Origin of the sequence: Pseudomonas sp. P1.31 (assembly GCF_001269815.1) — a bacterium.
Classification (GTDB): Bacteria; Pseudomonadota; Gammaproteobacteria; order Pseudomonadales; family Pseudomonadaceae; genus Aquipseudomonas; species Aquipseudomonas rustica.
Genome location: NZ_LHVN01000007.1, coordinates 14,990 through 33,647 on the forward strand (window position 1 = coordinate 14,990; position 18,658 = coordinate 33,647).

Annotated in this window: 17 protein-coding genes; 12 read left to right on the forward strand and 5 right to left on the reverse strand. The window is 60.3% G+C overall.

The window, feature by feature from the left end:
• The first annotated feature begins 3 nt into the window (after positions 1-3).
• Positions 4-891 (forward strand): 3-hydroxyisobutyrate dehydrogenase, encoded by an 888-nt coding sequence (gene mmsB, locus AD669_RS03405; protein ID WP_053116974.1) that lies wholly within the window; start codon positions 4-6, stop codon positions 889-891.
• Positions 892-1,246: 355 nt separating this feature from the next.
• Here the strand turns inward: mmsB and AD669_RS03410 are convergent, their stop codons facing one another.
• Together AD669_RS03410 and AD669_RS03415 are read right to left on the reverse strand one after the other, a co-directional pair.
• A complete protein-coding gene (locus AD669_RS03410) occupies positions 1,247-1,597 on the reverse strand; it encodes a cupin domain-containing protein (protein WP_053116975.1) in 351 nt (116 codons plus the stop codon).
• 147 nt (positions 1,598-1,744) lie between these two features.
• The gene (locus AD669_RS03415) at positions 1,745-2,626 is read right to left on the reverse strand and encodes a LysR family transcriptional regulator (RefSeq protein WP_053116976.1); all 882 of its coding nucleotides are present in this window, start codon (positions 2,624-2,626) and stop codon (positions 1,745-1,747) included.
• A 232-nt stretch (positions 2,627-2,858) separates the two neighbouring features.
• On the opposite strand from AD669_RS03415, the gene AD669_RS03420 reads away from it, so the two are divergent.
• Complete coding sequence (locus AD669_RS03420) at positions 2,859-3,623, forward strand: sulfite exporter TauE/SafE family protein (protein WP_053116977.1); 765 nt, start codon at positions 2,859-2,861, stop codon at positions 3,621-3,623.
• Here AD669_RS03420 and AD669_RS03425 read toward each other — a convergent pair.
• A complete protein-coding gene (locus AD669_RS03425; protein WP_053116978.1) occupies positions 3,613-3,927 on the reverse strand; it encodes a putative quinol monooxygenase in 315 nt (104 codons plus the stop codon). The genes AD669_RS03420 and AD669_RS03425 overlap by 11 nt on opposite strands.
• 185 nt (positions 3,928-4,112) lie before the next feature.
• Here AD669_RS03425 and AD669_RS03430 point away from each other — a divergent pair, with 185 nt between their 5' ends.
• The 7 genes from AD669_RS03430 (at position 4,113) to AD669_RS03460 (ending at position 11,424) form a co-directional block, all read left to right on the forward strand.
• Positions 4,113-4,703 (forward strand): NAD(P)H-dependent oxidoreductase, encoded by a 591-nt coding sequence (locus AD669_RS03430; protein WP_053117939.1) that lies wholly within the window; start codon positions 4,113-4,115, stop codon positions 4,701-4,703.
• 119 nt (positions 4,704-4,822) lie between these two features.
• Complete coding sequence (locus tag AD669_RS03435) at positions 4,823-5,734, forward strand: LysR family transcriptional regulator (RefSeq protein WP_053116979.1); 912 nt, start codon at positions 4,823-4,825, stop codon at positions 5,732-5,734.
• 103 nt (positions 5,735-5,837) lie between these two features.
• Entirely contained in the window at positions 5,838-6,731 is an 894-nt protein-coding gene (locus AD669_RS03440) for an NAD-dependent epimerase/dehydratase family protein (RefSeq protein WP_053116980.1), read from the forward strand.
• A gap of 487 nt (positions 6,732-7,218) precedes the next feature.
• Complete coding sequence (locus AD669_RS03445; protein WP_053117940.1) at positions 7,219-8,568, forward strand: GntP family permease; 1,350 nt, start codon at positions 7,219-7,221, stop codon at positions 8,566-8,568.
• Positions 8,569-8,583: 15 nt separating this feature from the next.
• Entirely contained in the window at positions 8,584-9,444 is an 861-nt protein-coding gene (locus AD669_RS03450) for a MurR/RpiR family transcriptional regulator (RefSeq protein WP_053116981.1), read from the forward strand.
• Between the two features lies 1 nt (position 9,445).
• A complete protein-coding gene (locus tag AD669_RS03455) occupies positions 9,446-10,921 on the forward strand; it encodes an amidohydrolase family protein (protein ID WP_053116982.1) in 1,476 nt (491 codons plus the stop codon).
• A gap of 134 nt (positions 10,922-11,055) precedes the next feature.
• On the forward strand, positions 11,056-11,424 hold the full coding sequence (locus AD669_RS03460; protein ID WP_053116983.1) for a glyoxalase superfamily protein: 369 nt from the start codon (positions 11,056-11,058) through the stop codon (positions 11,422-11,424).
• 251 nt (positions 11,425-11,675) lie between these two features.
• Here the strand turns inward: AD669_RS03460 and AD669_RS03465 are convergent, their stop codons facing one another.
• Complete coding sequence (locus tag AD669_RS03465; protein ID WP_053116984.1) at positions 11,676-12,041, reverse strand: DUF6124 family protein; 366 nt, start codon at positions 12,039-12,041, stop codon at positions 11,676-11,678.
• A 515-nt stretch (positions 12,042-12,556) separates the two neighbouring features.
• A complete protein-coding gene (locus tag AD669_RS03470; RefSeq protein WP_053116985.1) occupies positions 12,557-13,573 on the reverse strand; it encodes an AraC family transcriptional regulator in 1,017 nt (338 codons plus the stop codon).
• A gap of 209 nt (positions 13,574-13,782) precedes the next feature.
• On the opposite strand from AD669_RS03470, the gene AD669_RS03475 reads away from it, so the two are divergent.
• From AD669_RS03475 to AD669_RS03485, 3 genes are read left to right on the forward strand one after another with little or no spacing between them, the layout of a single operon-like run.
• Positions 13,783-15,378, forward strand: a complete 1,596-nt coding sequence (locus AD669_RS03475; RefSeq protein WP_053116986.1) for an FAD-binding oxidoreductase — start codon at positions 13,783-13,785, stop codon at positions 15,376-15,378.
• 5 nt (positions 15,379-15,383) lie between these two features.
• The gene (locus AD669_RS03480; protein ID WP_053116987.1) at positions 15,384-16,979 is read left to right on the forward strand and encodes a glycerol-3-phosphate dehydrogenase/oxidase; all 1,596 of its coding nucleotides are present in this window, start codon (positions 15,384-15,386) and stop codon (positions 16,977-16,979) included.
• A 20-nt stretch (positions 16,980-16,999) separates the two neighbouring features.
• Positions 17,000-18,568 (forward strand): FGGY-family carbohydrate kinase, encoded by a 1,569-nt coding sequence (locus tag AD669_RS03485; protein ID WP_053116988.1) that lies wholly within the window; start codon positions 17,000-17,002, stop codon positions 18,566-18,568.
• Positions 18,569-18,658 lie beyond the last annotated feature (90 nt).

The window sequence follows — 18,658 nt, forward strand, 5'->3', positions numbered from 1 at the left end:
GCCATGAAAATCGCATTTATCGGGCTGGGCAACATGGGCGCGCCGATGGCGCGCAACCTGATCAAGGCTGGCCATTCGCTGAACCTGGTCGACCTCAACAAAACCGTGCTGGCGGAACTGGAACAACTCGGCGGCAGCATTCGCGCTTCGGCGCGTGAGGCGGCCGAGGATGCTGAACTGGTGATCACCATGCTGCCGGCCGCTGTGCACGTGCGCAGTGTCTGGTTGGGTGAGGACGGCGTTTTGGCCGGGATTGGCAACGGCGTGCCGGCGGTGGATTGCAGCACGATTGATCCGCAGACGGCGCGTGATGTGGCTGCCGCTGCCGCCAAACAAGGCGTGGCGATGGCGGATGCGCCGGTATCTGGCGGTACGGGCGGCGCGACGGCCGGGACGTTGACCTTTATGGTTGGCGCCACCCCGGAACTGTTCGCCACACTGCAACCGGTGCTGGCGCAGATGGGCCGCAACATTGTGCATTGCGGTGAAGTCGGCACCGGGCAGATCGCCAAGATCTGCAACAACTTGCTGCTGGCGATTTCGATGGTTGGCGTCAGTGAGGCGATGGCGCTGGGCGATGCGTTGGGGATTGATACATCTGTGCTCGCCGGGATCATCAACAGCTCGACCGGACGTTGCTGGAGTTCGGAGATGTACAACCCGTGGCCGGGGATCGTTGAAACGGCGCCGGCTTCGCGCGGGTACACCGGTGGGTTTGGTGCGGAATTGATGCTGAAGGATTTGGGCCTGGCGACGGAAGCGGCGCGTCAGGCGCATCAGCCGGTGGTGCTTGGCGCGGTGGCGCAGCAGTTGTATCAGGCGATGAGTCAGCGTGGGGATGGCGGAAAAGACTTCTCGGCGATTATCAACAGTTACCGGAAACCGCAGTAACTTGGGTCAGCAATACTTTTGTGGCAAGTGAGACTTTGTGGTGAGGGGATTTATCCCCGATGGGGTGCGCAGCAGCCCCCTACAGTGTGTCAGGTAAACCGAGTGCTCAGGTTTTGCGACTGCTGCGCAGCCGAGCGGGGCGGTGCGACGTTTCGCTAAATCCCCTCGCCACAGGGATCTCTATTTCCATAGGGATCATTGGGGTGGGTTTAAAAATTTGCAGTAGGTGTTGCCGGGAAATCACGTCGGGTGATTTCCCGGCTTTTTTGTGCCAAAAAAAGATCGCAGCCTGCGGCAGCTCCTACAGGAAACGTATCTCTGTAGGAGCTGCCGAAGGCTGCGATCTTTTGCTTTATCAGGCAAACACGAAATACTTACGCACTGTCTCAACCACTTCCCACGTACCTTTCATCCCCGGCTCAATCACAAAGATGTCGCGAGCACGCAAGTGAATCGGCGACATGCCGTCCGGGGTGATCACGCAGTAGCCTTCCTGGAAATGGCAGTATTCCCACTTCACGTATTCCACGCGCCACTTGCCCGGCGTGCAGATCCACGTGCCCATGATCTTGCTGCCGTCTTCGCTGGTGTAGGCGTTGAGGTTGACGGTGTGCGGGTCGCCCTCGAGTTTTTCCCATTTGCAGGCATCGAGTACCGGCAGGGGATGGGTGTCGCGCAGAACAGTGATAGGGGCGGTCGCGGTCATGGGAGCTCCGGGCAGAAGGAATTGAAGTCGCACCGTATAGCGCCCGGGCGCTGCCCAGTTGTCTGGGGTCGACATCGAGCTGCTCAGAAACGCGCGCACGTTCAGAGTTTTTCCAGCGGCTGAATCTGTTTGGATGAAGTCTGTCCGTTAGGGGAGAGTCAAGGCGTGCAGCAGGGCTTTGGCGTAACCCGGCAGGGCGGTGAAGTCCTTGGCGCAGAGCATCAAGGTGCGGCGCGCCCACGGTTCGTTGAGCGCAACGCTTTTGAAGCTGCGTGGCGCCGCGCGTTCGATGGCCGCCAGTGGCACGATGGCGAGCCCGGCGCCATGGCTGACCATGCGCATCACGCCGTCGAAACCGTCGGCGCGGATACGCACCTGCATGCGGGCGCCGCTGTGCAGGGCCTGTTCTTCGAGGTAGATCGCCAAAGCGCTGTTGGCGCTGAGTCCTACAAAATCATGGTGTAACGCATCGCTGAAACTGACCTCGTCGACGTCAGACAACGGGTGATCGAGGGGCAGAATCAGTACCAGTGGATCATCGCGAAAGGGTTGGGTTTGTAGGTCGCGGGTGTCTACGGCGTCGGAAACAATCCCGAGATCCGCTGCGCCTTGGCGTAAGGCGTGGGTAATGCGCGCACTCGGCAATTCCTGCAAATCGATGTCGAGATTGGGGTGATTGCGCAGGAAATCGGCGAGCACTTCCGGCAGGTATTCGGTGATCGCCGTCGTGTTGCACAGCAGTCGCACCTGGCCTTTGACGCCTTGCGCGTAGTCGGCGAGATCCTGCTGCATACGCTCGGCTTGTTGCAGGAGGATGCGCGCGTGGTGGGCGAGGGCTTTGCCGGCGGGTGTCGGGCTGACGCCACGGCGACCGCGTTCGAGGAAGTCGGTGCCGAGCGAGGCTTCCATGGCGCGGATTCTGGCGCTGGCGGCGGCGAGGGATAAATGGCTGCGCGCGGCGCCGGCGGTGATATTGCCGGTGTCGAGGATGTGCAGGTAGAGGCGCAGGTCGGTGAGGTCGAAGTGCATGTCGGCAGCCGGTTTTTGTGGTGTGTGGGCGGGCCTCTTCGCGAGCAAGCTCGGCTCCTACAGTGTTTTGTGTTGTGCACAACATCTGTGTTTGACACAAAACCTGTAGGAGCCGAGCTTGCTCGCGAAGAGGCCATCAGCCCCAACGAAATCATCAGCCTCTCCCAAAAGCAGAGGCACCCTCAGTATATGGCAGATTTTCAGCCAACCTCGACTGGCGCACAGTACCGCCATGAACACACTCACAGACTTCTACCAACACCTGGGCCTGACCCTGTCATTGCTGGTCGTCGCCACCTTCATCCTCGCCGGCCTGATCAAAGGCATCATCGGCCTCGGCTTGCCCACGGTCGCCATGGGCCTGCTCGGTCTGGCTATGGCGCCATCGCAGGCAGCCGCGTTGTTGATCATCCCGGCTACCCTGACCAACCTCTGGCAACTGGCATTCGGCGGGCATTTAAAAGGCCTGATCAAACGCCTCTGGCCGATGCTGCTGATGATCTTCCTCGGTACCGGCATCGGCACGTTGTGGATCGGCATGGCCGGCGGACATTGGGTGGTGCGCGGGCTCGGCGCGGCGTTGCTGTTGTATGCGCTGAGCGGATTGTTCCTGCCGACGCTGAGCGTAAATCCCCGCCACGAACCCTGGCTCGGCCCGGCCTGCGGTTTAATCACCGGCGTCATCACTTCAGCCACCGGCGTGTTCGTGATTCCGGCGGTGCCCTACCTGCAGGCGCTGGGTTTGAACCGCGATGAACTGGTGCAGGCGCTCGGCCTGTCCTTCACCGTCTCGACTCTGGCGCTGGCCGGCGGTTTGCTCTGGCGCGGCGCACTCGGCGGCGGTGAATTGAGCGCCTCGCTGCTGGCGCTGATCCCCGCCGTGCTGGGCATGTTGCTCGGCCAATGGCTGCGGCAACGCATCAGCGCCGTACTATTCAAACGGGTTTTCTTCATCGGTCTGGGCGCGCTCGGCGCCCACTTATTGATCAGCGGTTAGCCGAGGCTGCGCTGAGCATGTCGATGGCGCGAATGTCGAAATCGCGTTCCAGATAGTCCATGCGCTCGGCGAAAAACGCCTTCATGTGCGGCAGACTCGAGTGCACATCCAGGTGTGCCTGGCTCTCCCAGATCTCGTAGAAGATAAACAGCGACGGATCTTCCTTGTCGCGCAGCATGTGGTACTCGATGCAGCCGGGCTCGGCGCGGCTCGGTTCAACATAAGCGCGGAACAGCGCTTCAAAGGCCTCGGCTTTTTCCGGGCGGGTCTTGGCGTGCAGGATAAAACCCTGGCGTTCACTCATAACAACGACTCCTCAAATACAGATGGCCGAGCATGCTATTGCAACAATCTGTGTTCGATTCGTGCTTTTTGGTCAAATGTATTTTGCGCAATCACGGCTTATTCCGCGCGAGGCAGATGGTTAATCTGCCGCCATTCCAGTTTCCCTTCTCCACCCAGCCGGAATGGCTGCGCCGAGGCTTTCTCATGAAAAAAGTATTGTTGCTGAATGGCGGTAAAAAATTCGCCCACTCTGATGGTCGTTACAACGCCACCCTGCACGAAGCCGCGCTGAGCGTGCTGGATCGCGGCGGTTGTGATGTCAAAACTACCTTCATCGATGAGGGCTACGACGTCGCTGAAGAAGTGGCGAAATTCCTCTGGGCCGACGTGATCATTTATCAGATGCCGGGCTGGTGGATGGGCGCGCCGTGGACGGTGAAAAAGTACCTCGACGAAGTCTTCACCGAAGGCCACGGCAGCCTCTACGCCAGCGATGGCCGCACCCGCTCCGACGCCTCGCAGAAGTACGGCAGCGGCGGTCTGATTCAGGGCAAGCAATACATGCTGTCGCTGACCTGGAACGCACCGCAGCAAGCCTTCGATGACCCGACCGATTTCTTTGAGGCCAAAGGTGTTGATGCGGTGTACTTCCCGTTCCACAAGGCCAACGAGTTTCTGGGCATGACCGCGTTGCCGACGTTCCTGTGTGTGGATGTGATGAAGCGTCCGAACATCGAAGGCGATGTGGCGCGTTATGAGCAGCATCTGACCGAGGTGTTTGGGCTTAAGGCTTGAGTGTTTCGAGCTACTATCGGTGGTAATAGCAAAAGATCGCAGCCTGCGGCAGCTCCTACAGAGTTCACATGTAGGAGCTGCCGAAGGCTGCGATCTTGGCGATCTCAAAGAGGACACCCGTGAAAGCCAGATCCGATGAGTTGCAGATTTTCGTCTGCGTGATCGAGTGCGGTTCCATCTCCGCCGCTGCCGAGCAGGTCGGGCAAACACCGTCGGCCGTCAGCCGCACGCTGTCGAAGCTGGAAGCCAAGCTCGACACCACGCTGATCAACCGCACCACGCGGCGCATGGATCTGACCGAGGAGGGCAAGTACTTTTTCGAGCACGCCAAGCTGATTCTCGATCAGATGGATCAACTCGAAGAACGCCTGTCCTCACGCCAGCAAACTCCGTCCGGGCGTTTGCGCATCAACGCGGCGTCGCCGTTCATGCTCCACGCCGTCGTCCCCTACATCGACGAATTCCGCCGGCTCTACCCAGACATTCAGCTCGAACTGAACAGCAATGACCTGATCATTGACCTGCTGGAACAAAGCACCGACATCGCCATCCGCATCGGCACCCTCGCCGATTCGACGCTGCACGCGCGTTCGCTCGGTTGCAGTCCGCTGCTGATCGTCGCCAGCCCTGCGTATCTGGAAAAGCACGGCGCGCCGCAGCAAGTCGCCGATCTGAGCGAACACACTTTGCTCGGCTTCACTCAGAACGAAGGCCTCAACCAATGGCCGCTGCGCTATGTGCACGGCGATCGCTGGCCGATCACCCCGGCGATCAGCGCCTCCAGCGGCGAGACTGTGCGGCATCTGGCGCTGGAAGGGCAGGGCATCGCTTGCCTGTCGCACTTCATGACCATCGACGACATCCGCGCCGGCCGTTTGAAAGTCCTGCTCGGTGAATTCAACAGCGGTTATCGCCAGCCGATCAACGCGGTGTACTACCGTAACTCGCAACTGGCGCTGCGCATTCAGTGCTTCCTCGACTTTATCCAGAGCAAGCTCGCCGCCTACGCCAGCGCCGATTTCAAAGGCTGATTCGTGACCTCTGCGCAAGAGTGAATTGGGCGGGAGCGGGTTTTTCCCCCGGGCTCACGGGCCGATACTCGTCCCATCACTTACTCACGCAGGGAGTTTCTCCATGAACGTATTCGTCACCGGCGCTGCCGGTTTTATCGGCGGCTCGATCGCTACCGGTCTGGTTCAGGCCGGGCACAACGTCACCGGCCTGGTGCGCAGCGCTGAACAGGCTGATGAGCTGAAAGCACTCGGCATCACCCCGGTTATCGGCACACTCGACGACCAAGCACTGCTCGCCGAACAGGCCCGCGCCGCCGACGCCGTGATCAACGCCGCCAGCAGCGACCATCGCGGCGCGGTGGAAGCGTTGCTCGATGCCTTGCGCGGTACCAACAAAGTGTTCCTGCACACCAGCGGTTCGAGCATCGTTGGCGATGCGTCGGGCGGCAAGTCCAGCGACGTCATCTACTACGAAGACAATCTGCCGGAGCCGACCGTCGATAAAGCCGCACGCGTGGCCATCGACAACCTGATCCTCGCGGCGGCGAAGGACGGCGTGAACTCCGCCGTCATCTGCAACACGCTGATCTACGGGCATAGCCTGGGCGTCAATCGCGACAGCGTGCAGTTGCCGCGATTGCTCAAACAAGCGCGCAAAAGCGGTGTCGTTCGCCACGTCGGCACAGGCCAGAACATCTGGTCCAACGTGCACATCGAAGACGTCGTCGCCCTGTACCTGTTGGCGCTGACCAAAAACGTTCCGGGCACGTTCTACTTTGTTGAAAGCGGCGAAGCGTCGTTTATCGACATGACCACCGCCATGGCCGCAGCGCTGAACCTGGGCCAACCGCAAGACTGGCCATTGAAAGACGCTGAAGCGGAATGGGGCTATGAAATGGCCAACTATGGCCTCGGCTCAAACAGCCGTGTGCGCAGCAAACATGCGCGCGAAATACTGGGCTGGACGCCGAAACGTACGTCGGTGGTTGAATGGATTCGTAACGAAATGGTGTGAGTTCACGCAACACCGAGTGAAGCCATTCGCGAGCAAGCCCGCTCCCACAGTTTGACCGCATTCTCACTGAAGGAATGCACTCAAAACTGTGGGAGCGGGCTTGCTCGCGAATGCGGTATCCCTGGCAACACAGATATTGAATGTGCAACCGCCATCGCCAGCAGGCTGGCTCCTACAAGTTAACCGCGTTCTAACTGAAGGAATGCACTCAAACTGTAGGAGCAAAGCTTGCTCGCGAAAGCGCTGTGTCCGTCGACAGAAATGTTGGATGTGACATCGTCTTCGCGAGCAAGCTCAGCTCCTACAGGTCTTGTGTGGGCATGAAAATTCGCGGGGTGGATTTTCATTAATCACGACAAGACATATCTGTTAGCGACACACCGTACCTCTCCACGAAAATTACTTTCATGTGGTTTGAAATCTCGATCTCGAAATGATTTATGAGTTTCACAACCCATTCGAACGTGACCCTTTCGAGGAGTACCGCATGACGCCTGACTTCGGCTATTGGCTGCTGGTTTATGCAGCCGTTGCCATCATTGCTCTGATCGTTCTGATCGCCCGTTACCGGCTCAATCCGTTCATTGTCATCACCTTGATTTCCATCGGTCTGGCGCTGGTGGCCGGGATGCCGGCCTCCGGGGTTGTCGGGGCATATGAGGCCGGGGTGGGCAAGACGCTGGGGCATATTGCGCTGGTGGTCGCGCTGGGGACGATGCTCGGCAAGATGATGGCCGAGTCCGGCGGCGCCGAGCAGTTGGCGCGCACGCTGATCGATAAATTCGGTGAAAAGAACGCGCACTGGGCGATGGTCTGCATCGCGTTTCTGGTCGGTTTGCCGCTGTTCTTCGAGGTCGGTTTTGTCTTGCTGGTGCCGATTGCATTCACCGTGGCGCGCCGCGTGGGTGTGTCGATTTTGATGGTCGGTTTGCCGATGGTCGCTGGTCTGTCGGTGGTGCACGCGCTGGTGCCGCCGCACCCAGCGGCGATGCTGGCGGTGCAGGCCTATCAGGCGTCGGTCGGGCAGACCTTGCTCTACGCGATTGCCATCGGCATTCCGACGGCAATCATTGCCGGCCCGCTGTACGCCAAATTCATCGTGCCGCGCATTCACTTGCCGGCGGATAACCCGCTGGAAAAACAATTCCTCGACCGCGAACCGCGCGACAAGCTGCCGGGTTTCGGCATCACCATGGCGACCATTCTGTTGCCGGTGGTGTTGATGTTGATCGGCGGTTGGGCCAACCTGATTTCCACGCCGGGCAGCGGTTTCAACCAGTTCCTGCTGTTCATCGGCAACTCGGTGATCGCGCTGTTGCTGGCGACGTTGCTGAGTTTCTGGACGCTGGGTATCGCCCAGGGTTTCAGCCGTGAATCGATCCTCAAGTTCACCAACGAATGCCTCGCGCCAACGGCCAGTATCACTTTGCTGGTCGGCGCGGGCGGCGGCTTGAACCGCATTCTGGTCGACGCTGGTGTGACCGATCAGATCGTCGGCCTCGCTCACGAATTTCACCTGTCGCCGCTGATCATGGGCTGGCTGTTTGCAGCGCTGATGCGCATCGCCACTGGCTCGGCGACCGTGGCCATGACCACTGCGTCTGGAGTGGTCGCGCCGGTGGCCATTGGTCTGGGATATCCACACCCGGAGCTGTTGGTGCTGGCGACCGGCGCCGGGTCGGTTATCTTTTCCCACGTCAACGACGGCGGCTTCTGGTTGATCAAGGAATACTTCAACATGACGGTCGCCCAGACTTTCAAGACCTGGACTGTATTGGAGACCCTGATTTCGGTGGTCGCTTTTGCAATGACCCTCGGTCTTTCTTATCTGCTGTAACCGGAGCCAGCCGTCATGGACATCCTTTATCAGATCCGCGCCCGTCAGGATTCCTTCAGCGCCGGCGAAGGCCGCATCGCCCGGCTGATGCTCGACGACGTCGGTTTCGCCGCGAGTGCCAGCCTCGAAGACCTCGCGCAACGCGCCGAAGTCAGCACCGCCACGCTGTCGCGGTTTGCGCGCACGGTTGGCTGTCGTGACCTGCGTGATCTGCGCCTGCAACTGGCCCAGGCCAGCGGTGTTGGCAGCCGTTTTCTCGACCCTGCCGGTACGCCCGATCAGTCAGCGTTTTACGGACAAATCGTCGGCGATATCGAAACCACCTTGCGTCAGCATCTGGCCGGTTTCGATGAATCACGCTTCGCCGATGCAGTGAGATTGCTCGGCCAGGCGCGGATGATTCACGCCTTCGGCATGGGCGGTTGCTCGACGCTGTGCAGCGATGAATTGCAGGTGCGGCTGGTGCGCCTCGGCTACCCGGTTGCGGTGTGTCATGACGCGGTGATGATGCGCGTCACCGCCGCCAGCCTCAACGCCGAACAAGTGGTCATCGTCTGCTCGCTGACCGGCATCACCCCGGAGCTGCTCGAGACCGTCGAACTGGCACGCAACTACGGCGCACGCATTCTCGCCATCACCCGCGCCGACTCGCCGCTGGCCGAATTGGCCGACGTCGTGCTGCCGCTGCAGAGTGCGGAAACCTCGTTCATTTTCAAACCGACGGCGGCGCGCTACGGCATGCTGCTCGCCATCGACGTGCTCGCCACCGAGCTAGCGCTGGCCAATCCTGAAGACAATCAAGAACGTCTGCGGCGGATCAAACTGGCCCTCGACGAATACCGTGGCGGCGACGATCACCTACCGCTGGGAGACTGACATGTTGTACGACACCCTGATTCGCAATGCCCTGATCATCGACGGCAGCAACACGCCCGGCTACCAGGCCGACGTGGCCATCCGCGATGGCCGTATCGAGCGCATCGGCGATTTGTCCGAGGCCACGGCGACCGAAGAAATCGACGCCGCTGGCCGCGTGCTGGCGCCGGGTTTTATCGACGTGCACACCCATGACGACACGGTGGTGATTCGTCAGCCAGAGATGCTGCCAAAACTCAGCCAAGGTGTGACCACGGTGATTGTCGGCAACTGCGGGATCAGCGCCTCGCCCGTGAGTTTGAAAGGCAATCCGCCGGATCCGATGAACCTGCTCGGCACGGCGGCGGCGTTTGTTTATCCACGTTTTAGCGATTACCGCGCGGCGGTTGAAGCGGCGAACACCACGCTGAACGTCGCCGCACTGATCGGCCACACGGCGCTGCGCAGCAATCATCTGGATGACCTGTTGCGCACCGCGACTCCGGAAGAAATCACGGCGATGCGCGAGCAATTGCGTGAAAGCCTTGAGGACGGTGCGTTGGGTTTATCCACAGGTCTGGCCTACGCCAGTGCTTACAACGCGTCCACCGATGAAGTGATGCAACTGACCGAAGAACTGACGGCATTCGGCGCGGTGTACACCACGCATTTGCGTAGCGAGTTCGCCCCGGTTCTTGAGGCGATGGATGAGGCGTTTCAGATCGGTCGTCACGCCAAATCGCCGGTGATTATTTCCCACCTCAAGTGTGCAGGGGTGGGTAACTGGGGGCGCAGCCCTGAGCTCCTCGCTTCATTGGAAGAGGCCGCGAAAACCCACCCGGTTGGCTGCGATTGCTATCCGTATGCGGCGAGTTCTTCGACGCTGGATTTGAAGCAAGTCACCGATGCGCATCGCATCACCATCACCTGGTCGACGCCGCACCCGGAAGTCAGCGGTCGCGACTTGATCGACATCGCTGCGGAATGGAATCTGCCGCTGCTTGATGCCGCGAAACGCTTGCAACCGGCGGGGGCTGTTTACTACGGCATGGACGAGGCGGATGTACGAAGAATCCTCGCGCATCCGTTGTCGATGGTCGGTTCCGACGGACTGCCGGAAGATCCGTTCCCGCATCCACGCCTGTGGGGCGCGTTCCCACGGGTGTTGGGCCATTTCAGTCGCGACGTCGGCCTGTTTCCGCTGCACACCGCCGTACACAAGATGACCGGTTTGTCGGCGGCGCGGTTTGGTTTGAAGGCGCGCGGCGAGATTCGTGAAGGGTATTGGGCGGATCTGGTGGTGTTCGATCCGGCGACAGTGCGTGATGTCGCGGATTTCAACGATCCGCAAAGAGCGGCGCAGGGTATTGACGGGGTTTGGATCAATGGCGTGTTGAGTTACCGCGACGGGCAGGCAAATGGGCGCAGGGAAGGGCGGTTTCTGGCGCGCGAAGGTGATTTACGCAAAGGATTTCATCAGTCGAAATCCCCCCTGTAGAAGCTGCCGAAGGCTGCGATCTTTTGATCTACGTCTCATAGTGGCAATCTGAGATTAAAGAAAGCCATCAACAAGCCGAATTCCTGACATCCACCCCGTCTACACTGTGGGGCCAACCAGTCAGGGAGCACCCCATGAGCTTCGGCAAAACCACCCCGATCCTGCGGATCTTCGATGAAGCCAAAGCGGTAGAGTTTTACGTCGACTTTCTCGGATTCAAGATCGACTGGCAGCATCGCTTTGAAGCGAATTTCCCGCTGTATCTGCAGGTGTCGCGTGGCGAGTGTGTGCTGCATTTGTCCGAGCACCATGGCGACGCGAGCCCGGGTTCGGCGCTGCGTATCGAGACGGATGAGCTGGAGGCGTTTCAGCAGCAATTGATCGCCAAGGACTACAAGTTCTCGCACCCGCAGATTCAGGCGATGCCGTGGGGGAGTCAGGACATGACGATTGCGGATCCGTTTGGTAATCGGTTGGTGTTTACCAATGCGATTTGTCTCTGAGCTGAAAAGCCCCTCACCCTAGCCCTCTCCCAGAGGGAGAGGGGACAGATCCGGGGTTGCTTGAGAGATACGCCGACCTGAACCTGCTCGGTCGAATCCATAATCGACTCGGTCATTCAGGTCGATGTATAGCGCCAGACACCTCGGTCGGCCCCCTCTCCCTCGGGAGAGGGCTGGGGTGAGGGGAACATGGCACACCGCAAAAAGAAGCCCGCCATCCAACCCTTCCTGTTGGGCCGCGGGCTCTTGCGTTACTCGGTCGGCACTAACTGGTCCAGCACGCGATTGACCGCCATTTCCGCCACCATCACCACTTGCGCAATGCCCTGCAAAGTCTTGCGATGGGTGCCTTCAACCTGCGCGGCATGGTTGTTGAGCATGACGCTGGCCGAGCCAAGGGTTTCGCTGGCGTCGGTCAGCAGGGATTCGGTGTTTGCTGCGGGGTTGGCCATGTACAGTGTGTTGGGCGAGTAGGGCGTGGCCATGAGGTCGGCGTTCGTCGGACCGAGGTAGTGGTCGAGCGCGCGCTCGGCGGCTTCGTGGAATTTTCTGGAGTCGGGGGATTCGTAGGGGGATGCCGGGTCGGTGGCCGGCGGGTTTGGCGTTATCTTGAACATAGCTGTGTTCCCTTTGTTGAGCGGCAACCCTTTGGCTACTAAACGAAAGGGTGGCAGCTGTACGCAGGTTAGTAGACCGGGGAACTCAGCTAAGCCGGCGCGCCGAAGCGCCCTGCGTACAGCCACCATCAAGCTCAGGTATGCAAGCACCTGTGATGAATGTACGACCAGCCGAGTTACCACCGGGCTACTAAACCCGATCACTGGAAATCAGTGACGCAATCAAGTTACGCAGCATGCTCAGGGCGCACAAGCCGGCGGATTCTGGCTTAGGCGTAGGTTATGGCGCAAGGATTTGTGGGCTGTTTCGCGTAACGCTGAGTGTCCTTAAACATCTGTGATGCTGGATGTTTATTGCGCTCAAGTATCTAAGATTTACCTGTAGGCATCGGGTGCTGCAACTGACGTCTTCGCGAGCAAGCTCGCTCCCACAGTTGATCTCCGTTGTTCACAAAGTTGATGTTCACCGCCGACGCAATGTGGGAGCGGGCTTGCTCGCGAAGAGGCCGGAGCGATCACCCCCGATGCATCTGCCGAAACTCCCCCGGCGGCATCCCGCGTCGGCTCTTGAACGTGCGGTGAAACGACCTCGGTTCGGTAAACCCCAGATACTGCGCGATGTCCTGAATCGGCAACGTACTGTTGAGCAAATAATGCTCAGCCAGTTCCTGGCGCAAATCATCGAGAATCTGCTGATACGACGTCCCCGCCTGATGCAACTGGCGCTGTAACGTGCGAACAGAAACAGCAAGATGCTCAGCCACCTGTTCCTTGCGCGGCAATCCTTCCTTGAGCAACTGCCGCAGAATATTCTTCACCTGCTGCTCCAGCGACGCATCCTCTAGCGTCGCCATCAACCCCAGCGCATGTTCCTCCAGCGTGCGCAGTAACTGCGCATCGGCCTGTCGCAGCGGCAACTGCAAATACGCCAGCGGCACGATCAGCGCCGAATACGCCTGATCAAACACCACCGGGCAATCGAAAAACGCCTCGTACTGCGCAGGCGTCGCCTCGGCCGGGCACGAGTGTTCGAGCCACACAGCGGCCGGCGACATCTGCGTGTCGGCGATCCAGCGTGCATATTGCAGCCAGGAACCGAGCACATTTTCCACCAGATGCCGACGAATCCGTGGGCGCTGATAACGGCACGTCCAGATCAAATGCACGTGGCCATCCAGCACCTCGGCACGACTCACGCCCATGTCGCCGACCAGTTTTTCGAACGGCATGATCCGGCTCATCGCATCGCCCAACGTCGCGCAGTTCATGGTGATGTAACCGAGCACGCTCCACGAATTGGGCAGGACGAAATTCGCCGCGTTGAGCCCGAACAACGGATCCCCCGAGTGTTCGCAGAAATAATCCAGCAGCCGCTCATGCGCCTCACCGGGCAAACGCAGGGTGTTGTCGCTCAACTGCTGCGCCTGCAAACCCGCCGCCGCCAACGCCGGTTCGACGGCCATGCCCAGTTGTTCGGCGTGGCGCAGGTATTTGAGCAGGGGCGGAACTGAGGTGAAGCCGAGCGATTGCATGATCCCTTCCTTTGATCGACGGCCGCGTGGGCGGATGAATGCCTGAAAGGTAATTTGAAACCACTACTAAAGTAAATGGCTGACGCTTGCGCGACGTTTGACTCAATTGGCTACACGAACTGGCCGGATGCGACCGTGACACTTTGCGGCCGCTGGCTAGTATGGGGGCCTGAAATATCACTGATCTGACGGCAAAAAAGGACACACGCATGCGACGCTGGAACGGCTGGGGAGATGCAAGCACGGTGGTCGAACTGCCGGCCCAGGGCGCGGAGTTTCTTCATGAGCGACTGGGCGAGGGACGCGCGCTGCCCGATGCCACGCTTGAAGCGGCATTGGCGCGTGTGCCGGCCTCGCGGTTGTCGGCGCACACTTTGTACAGTATCGATGCTCATGATCGTTTGTTGCATGCGCGGGGCCAGAGCCTGCCGGACTGGCTGGCGTTGCGCGAAGGTGCGCTGGGCAATTATCCCGATGCGGTGGCGTTTCCCGAGACCGCTGAACATATTCGCCAATTGCTGGCGCTCGCCCACGAACAGGACTTGTGCCTGATCCCGTATGGCGGCGGCACCTCGGTGGCCGGGCACATCAATCCGCCGGATTCGGCGCGGCCAGTGGTGACGGTGTCACTGGCGCGGATGAATCGGCTGATCGATCTCGACGAGCAAAGCCTGCTGGCGACGTTCGGCCCCGGTGCGAGTGGGCCGCAGGTGGAAAGTCAGTTGCGTGCGCGGGGCTACACGTTGGGGCATTTTCCGCAGTCGTGGGAATTGTCGACATTGGGTGGTTGGGTTGCCAGTCGTTCCAGCGGTCAGCAGTCGTTGCGCTATGGCCGGATCGAGCAATTATTTGCGGGCGGAACGCTGGAAACCTTTGCCGGGCCGATGCACATTCCAACCTTTCCTGCTTCGGCTGCCGGGCCAGATTTGCGCGAAGTGGTGCTCGGTTGCGAGGGCCGTTTCGGGATCATTTCCGAGGTCAAGGTGCGGGTCAGCGCGTTGCCGGCGGATGAGCGTTTCTACGGTGTATTTCTGCCCTCTTGGACCAAGGCCCTGCAAGCCATCCGCCAATTGGCCCAGGCACGCGTGCCGCTGTCGATGCTGCGTTTATCCAACGCCGTGGAAACCGAAACGCAACTGGCACTGGCCGGTCATCCGCAACAAATCGCCTGGCTGGAAAAGTATCTGAAGCTAAGGGGGGCAGCAGAGGGCAAATGCCTGCTGACCTTCGGCGTCACCGGCAATCGTCGGCAAAACGCATTGTCGCTGACACAGGCGCGGCAACATCTGAAGGCGTTCGGCGGCGTGTTCACCGGCACCTTGCTCGGCAAGAAATGGGCGCAGAACCGCTTCCGATTCCCTTACCTGCGCGAAAATCTGTGGAACGCCGGTTACGTGGTCGACACCCTCGAAACCGCCACCGACTGGAGCAACGTCGACAACCTGCTCAACCTCATCGAAAACAGTCTGCGCGAGGCCTTGGCCGCCGAGGGCGAACGCGTGCATGTCTTCACCCACTTGTCGCACGTCTATGGCGAAGGTTCGAGCATCTACACCACTTATGTGTTTCGCCCGGCGGCTGACTATCCGGCGACGCTCGCGCGCTGGAAAGCGCTCAAACACGCGGCCAGCCAGACCATTGTCGACAACCACGGCACCATCAGTCACCAGCACGGCGTCGGCAAAGATCACGCGCCGTACCTGTTGCGCGAGAAGGGCGCACTGGCGATGGATACCTTGCAGGCGCTGAGCAAACACTTCGATCCGGCCGGGCGCCTCAACCCCGGCACGCTGTTGCCGGAGTGATGGCCATGAGTCAGGACTGGAACGCGGCGTGGCGCCAGCAGATGTTGCCGACGCTGGCCGAGGAAACTTGGGATCTGATCGTCATCGGCGGCGGCATCAGCGGCGCCGGAATCCTGCGTGAAGCGGCGCGTCGTGGCTGGCGCTGCCTGTTGCTGGAACAGCGCGATTTTGCCTGGGGCACGTCCAGTCGATCGTCGAAAATGGTCCATGGCGGTTTGCGTTACATCGCCAAGGGCCAGTGGCGCCTGACCCGCGATTCGGTGCGCGAGCGTCAGCGCTTGCTCGACGAAGCGCCGGGGCTGGTCGAGCCGATGAGTTTCATGATGCCGCACTATCGCGGCGGCTTTCCCGGGCCTCGGGTGTTGGGTGGTTTGCTGAGCGTTTACGACGCCTTGGCGGGGCGGCGCAGCCATCGTTTTCATGATGCACAACAGCTCCGATATCTGGCGCCGGGCGTGAAGGAAAGTGACTTGCTCGGCGGCACCAGTTTTGTCGATGCGCTGACCGACGATGCACGGCTGGTGATGCGCGTGTTGAGCGAGGCGCGAGCGGATGGCGCGGTCGTAGTTAACGGCGTTCGTGTCGAGCATTTGCTGCGAGAAAACGGCCGAGTGTGCGGCGTGCAGATCGAAGACTGCGAGGCCGGCGCGACCCTGCAATTGCGCTGTGGCGTGCTTGCTGTGGCCACCGGTGCATGGGCTGAGCGCTTGCGGCCGACTGAGGCACCAGGGCAATTGCGGCCGTTGCGTGGCAGTCATTTATTGCTGCCGGGTTGGCGTTTGCCGGTGGCGCAGGCGTTTACGTTTTTGCATGAACGCGACCGCCGTCCGGTGTTCGTTTTTCCGTGGGAAGGCGCGACGGTGGTGGGCACCACGGATCTCGATCACCGCGAAGATCTGGATCACAGCGCGAGCATCAGCGGCGAAGAACTCGACTATCTGCTGGCGGCCTGCACACAACAATTTCCCGGTGCTGAAGTGACGGCCGATGACGTGCTGTCGACCTGGTCGGGCGTACGTCCAGTAGTTGGCAATGCGGCGGGCAATCATCAAGACCAACCGTCGAACGAAACCCGTGAACATGTGCTGTGGCAGGAGCCCGGTTGCGTGACCCTGGCCGGCGGCAAACTGACCACGTTTCGCCCGCAAGCCATCGAAGTGCTCAAGGCCTGCGCGGACATGCTCGAACGTCCCTTCGTCGATGACGCCGCGCCGGTGTTTGCCGCCGTACCTGCGCTGGCGATTGCAGAATTGAGCAACCAGCAATGGCGACGACTGGCCGGAAGGCATGGCCGAAACCTGCCGAGGCTGGCGCAACTGATCAACGATATCGGCCACGAAACGGTCGGCGCCACGGACACCTTGTGGGCGGAACTGGCCTTCGCTTGCGAAGCGGAAATGGTTCTGCACCTCGACGATCTACTGTTGCGCCGCACGCGTCTCGGCCTTTTGCTGCCTCACGGTGGCGAAGACCATTTCACCGCCATCCGCCAAATCTGCCAGCCACGACTCGGCTGGAGCGACGCATACTGGCAGCAGGAAATTCAGCGTTATCGGGCGTTGTGGCAACGCCATCACGGTCTGCCGGATGCCACGCCTTGATGCCCCTTGAAGAGAGCTCCATGGATAACCACCCGAACAAGCGTTACCTGCTGGCGATCGACAACGGCACCCAGAGCGTGCGCGCGCTGCTCTTCGATCTGCAGGGCAATCTGCTCGGCAAAGGCAAGGTCGAACTGCAGGCGTATTACTCGACGCAACCGGGTTGGGCCGAGCAGGATCCGGAGTATTACTGGGCGAAACTCGGCGAGGCGTGTCAGCAAGTCTGGGCGCAAACCGGCATTGATCGTTCGCAGATTGCTGGCGTTTCCCTGACCACTCAGCGCGGCACGGTGATCAATGTTGATGCGGAGGGCAAACCGCTGCGCCCGGCGATTTTGTGGCTCGATCAGCGGCAGAGCGAGGTCAAGGGCGGGATCAAAGGGCCCTGGGGCTGGCTGTTCAAACTGGTCGGCGCGCAGGGTACGGTGGATTATTTTCGTGCCCAGGCTGAGGCCAACTGGATTGCGCAGCATCAGCCAGAGGTGTGGGCGGCGACCGACAAGTTTTTGCTGCTGTCGGGGTTTCTCACGCATCGACTGTGCGGACGTTTTGTCGACTCGGTGGGTTGCTGCGTTGGCTACCTGCCGTTCGATTTCAAACGGCTGAAATGGGCCGCGCCGAGTGACTGGAAATGGCAGGCGCTGGCGGTACGTCCGGAGCAATTGCCGACCCTGCACAAACCCGGTGAAACCCTCGGCTACATCACCGCTGAAGCCGCTCGCCACACCGGCATTCCCGAAGGCTTGCCGCTGATTGCGGCGGGCGCCGACAAGGCTTGTGAAGTGGTCGGTGCCGGCGTGGTCGATGCGGGCACGGTGTGCCTGTCCTACGGCACCACGGCGACGATCACCAGCACCCGTTCGCGCTATCTGGAAATCGTCCCGTTGATTCCGCCGTACCCGTCGGCGGTGCCGGATCAGTTCAACTGCGAAGTGATGATTTATCGCGGTTACTGGATGGTCAGTTGGTTCAAAAACGAGTTCGGCTTGCGCGAGATGCAGCAGGCCAAAGAGCAGGGCATCGAGCCGGAGCAGTTGTTCGATGCGCTGGTCGATGCGGTGCCACCGGGCTCGATGGGTTTGATGCTGCAACCGTACTGGTCGCCGGGGATTCGTGAGCCGGGCGTGGAAGCGAAGGGCGCGATGATCGGCTTCGGCGATGTGCACACCCGCGCGCATATTTACCGGGCGATTCTTGAGGGGCTGGCGTATGCGTTGCGCCAAGGCATGGAGAACATCGAGCGGCGTTCGAAGGTGTCGATAAAGCGCCTGCGCGTGGCCGGTGGCGGTTCGCAGAGTGATGCGGCGATGCAGCTGACGGCGAATATTTTCGGCCTGCCGGCGGAGCGACCGCATGTGTACGAAGCATCTGGCTTGGGGGCGGCGATCTGCTGTGCAGTGGGGCTCGGGTTGCACGCAGATTTCCCAACTGCAATCGCCGCGATGACCCGCGTCGGCGAGGTCTTCACCCCACAACCCGATGCGCAGAAAATTTACGAGCAACTGTACAAAGAGGTTTACCTGCGCATGTACCGCCAACTCAAACCGCTGTACCAGAGCATCCGCAAAATCACCGGCTACCCCGCCTGAAAAGCACAGCACAATTCCCCCTGTAGGAGCTGCCGAAGGCTGCGATCTTTTGATCTTGTTTTTTAAGATCAACATCAAAAGATCGCAGCC

Bases quoted from the DNA above. Each gene is read 5' to 3' on its own strand.
- AD669_RS03450 (WP_053116981.1), top strand. From the start codon at position 8,584: ATGGACATCCTTTATCAGATCCGCGCCCGTCAGGATTCCTTCAGCGCC.
- AD669_RS03480 (WP_053116987.1), top strand. From the start codon at position 15,384: ATGAGTCAGGACTGGAACGCGGCGTGGCGCCAGCAGATGTTGCCGACG.
- AD669_RS03430 (WP_053117939.1), top strand. From the start codon at position 4,113: ATGAAAAAAGTATTGTTGCTGAATGGCGGTAAAAAATTCGCCCACTCT.
- AD669_RS03440 (WP_053116980.1), top strand. From the start codon at position 5,838: ATGAACGTATTCGTCACCGGCGCTGCCGGTTTTATCGGCGGCTCGATC.
- AD669_RS03415 (WP_053116976.1), bottom strand. From the start codon at position 2,626: ATGCACTTCGACCTCACCGACCTGCGCCTCTACCTGCACATCCTCGAC.
- AD669_RS03465 (WP_053116984.1), bottom strand. From the start codon at position 12,041: ATGTTCAAGATAACGCCAAACCCGCCGGCCACCGACCCGGCATCCCCC.
- AD669_RS03455 (WP_053116982.1), top strand. From the start codon at position 9,446: ATGTTGTACGACACCCTGATTCGCAATGCCCTGATCATCGACGGCAGC.
- AD669_RS03420 (WP_053116977.1), top strand. From the start codon at position 2,859: ATGAACACACTCACAGACTTCTACCAACACCTGGGCCTGACCCTGTCA.
- AD669_RS03460 (WP_053116983.1), top strand. From the start codon at position 11,056: ATGAGCTTCGGCAAAACCACCCCGATCCTGCGGATCTTCGATGAAGCC.
- AD669_RS03475 (WP_053116986.1), top strand. From the start codon at position 13,783: ATGCGACGCTGGAACGGCTGGGGAGATGCAAGCACGGTGGTCGAACTG.
- AD669_RS03425 (WP_053116978.1), bottom strand. From the start codon at position 3,927: ATGAGTGAACGCCAGGGTTTTATCCTGCACGCCAAGACCCGCCCGGAA.
- AD669_RS03485 (WP_053116988.1), top strand. From the start codon at position 17,000: ATGGATAACCACCCGAACAAGCGTTACCTGCTGGCGATCGACAACGGC.
- AD669_RS03470 (WP_053116985.1), bottom strand. From the start codon at position 13,573: ATGCAATCGCTCGGCTTCACCTCAGTTCCGCCCCTGCTCAAATACCTG.
- mmsB (WP_053116974.1), top strand. From the start codon at position 4: ATGAAAATCGCATTTATCGGGCTGGGCAACATGGGCGCGCCGATGGCG.
- AD669_RS03445 (WP_053117940.1), top strand. From the start codon at position 7,219: ATGACGCCTGACTTCGGCTATTGGCTGCTGGTTTATGCAGCCGTTGCC.
- AD669_RS03410 (WP_053116975.1), bottom strand. From the start codon at position 1,597: ATGACCGCGACCGCCCCTATCACTGTTCTGCGCGACACCCATCCCCTG.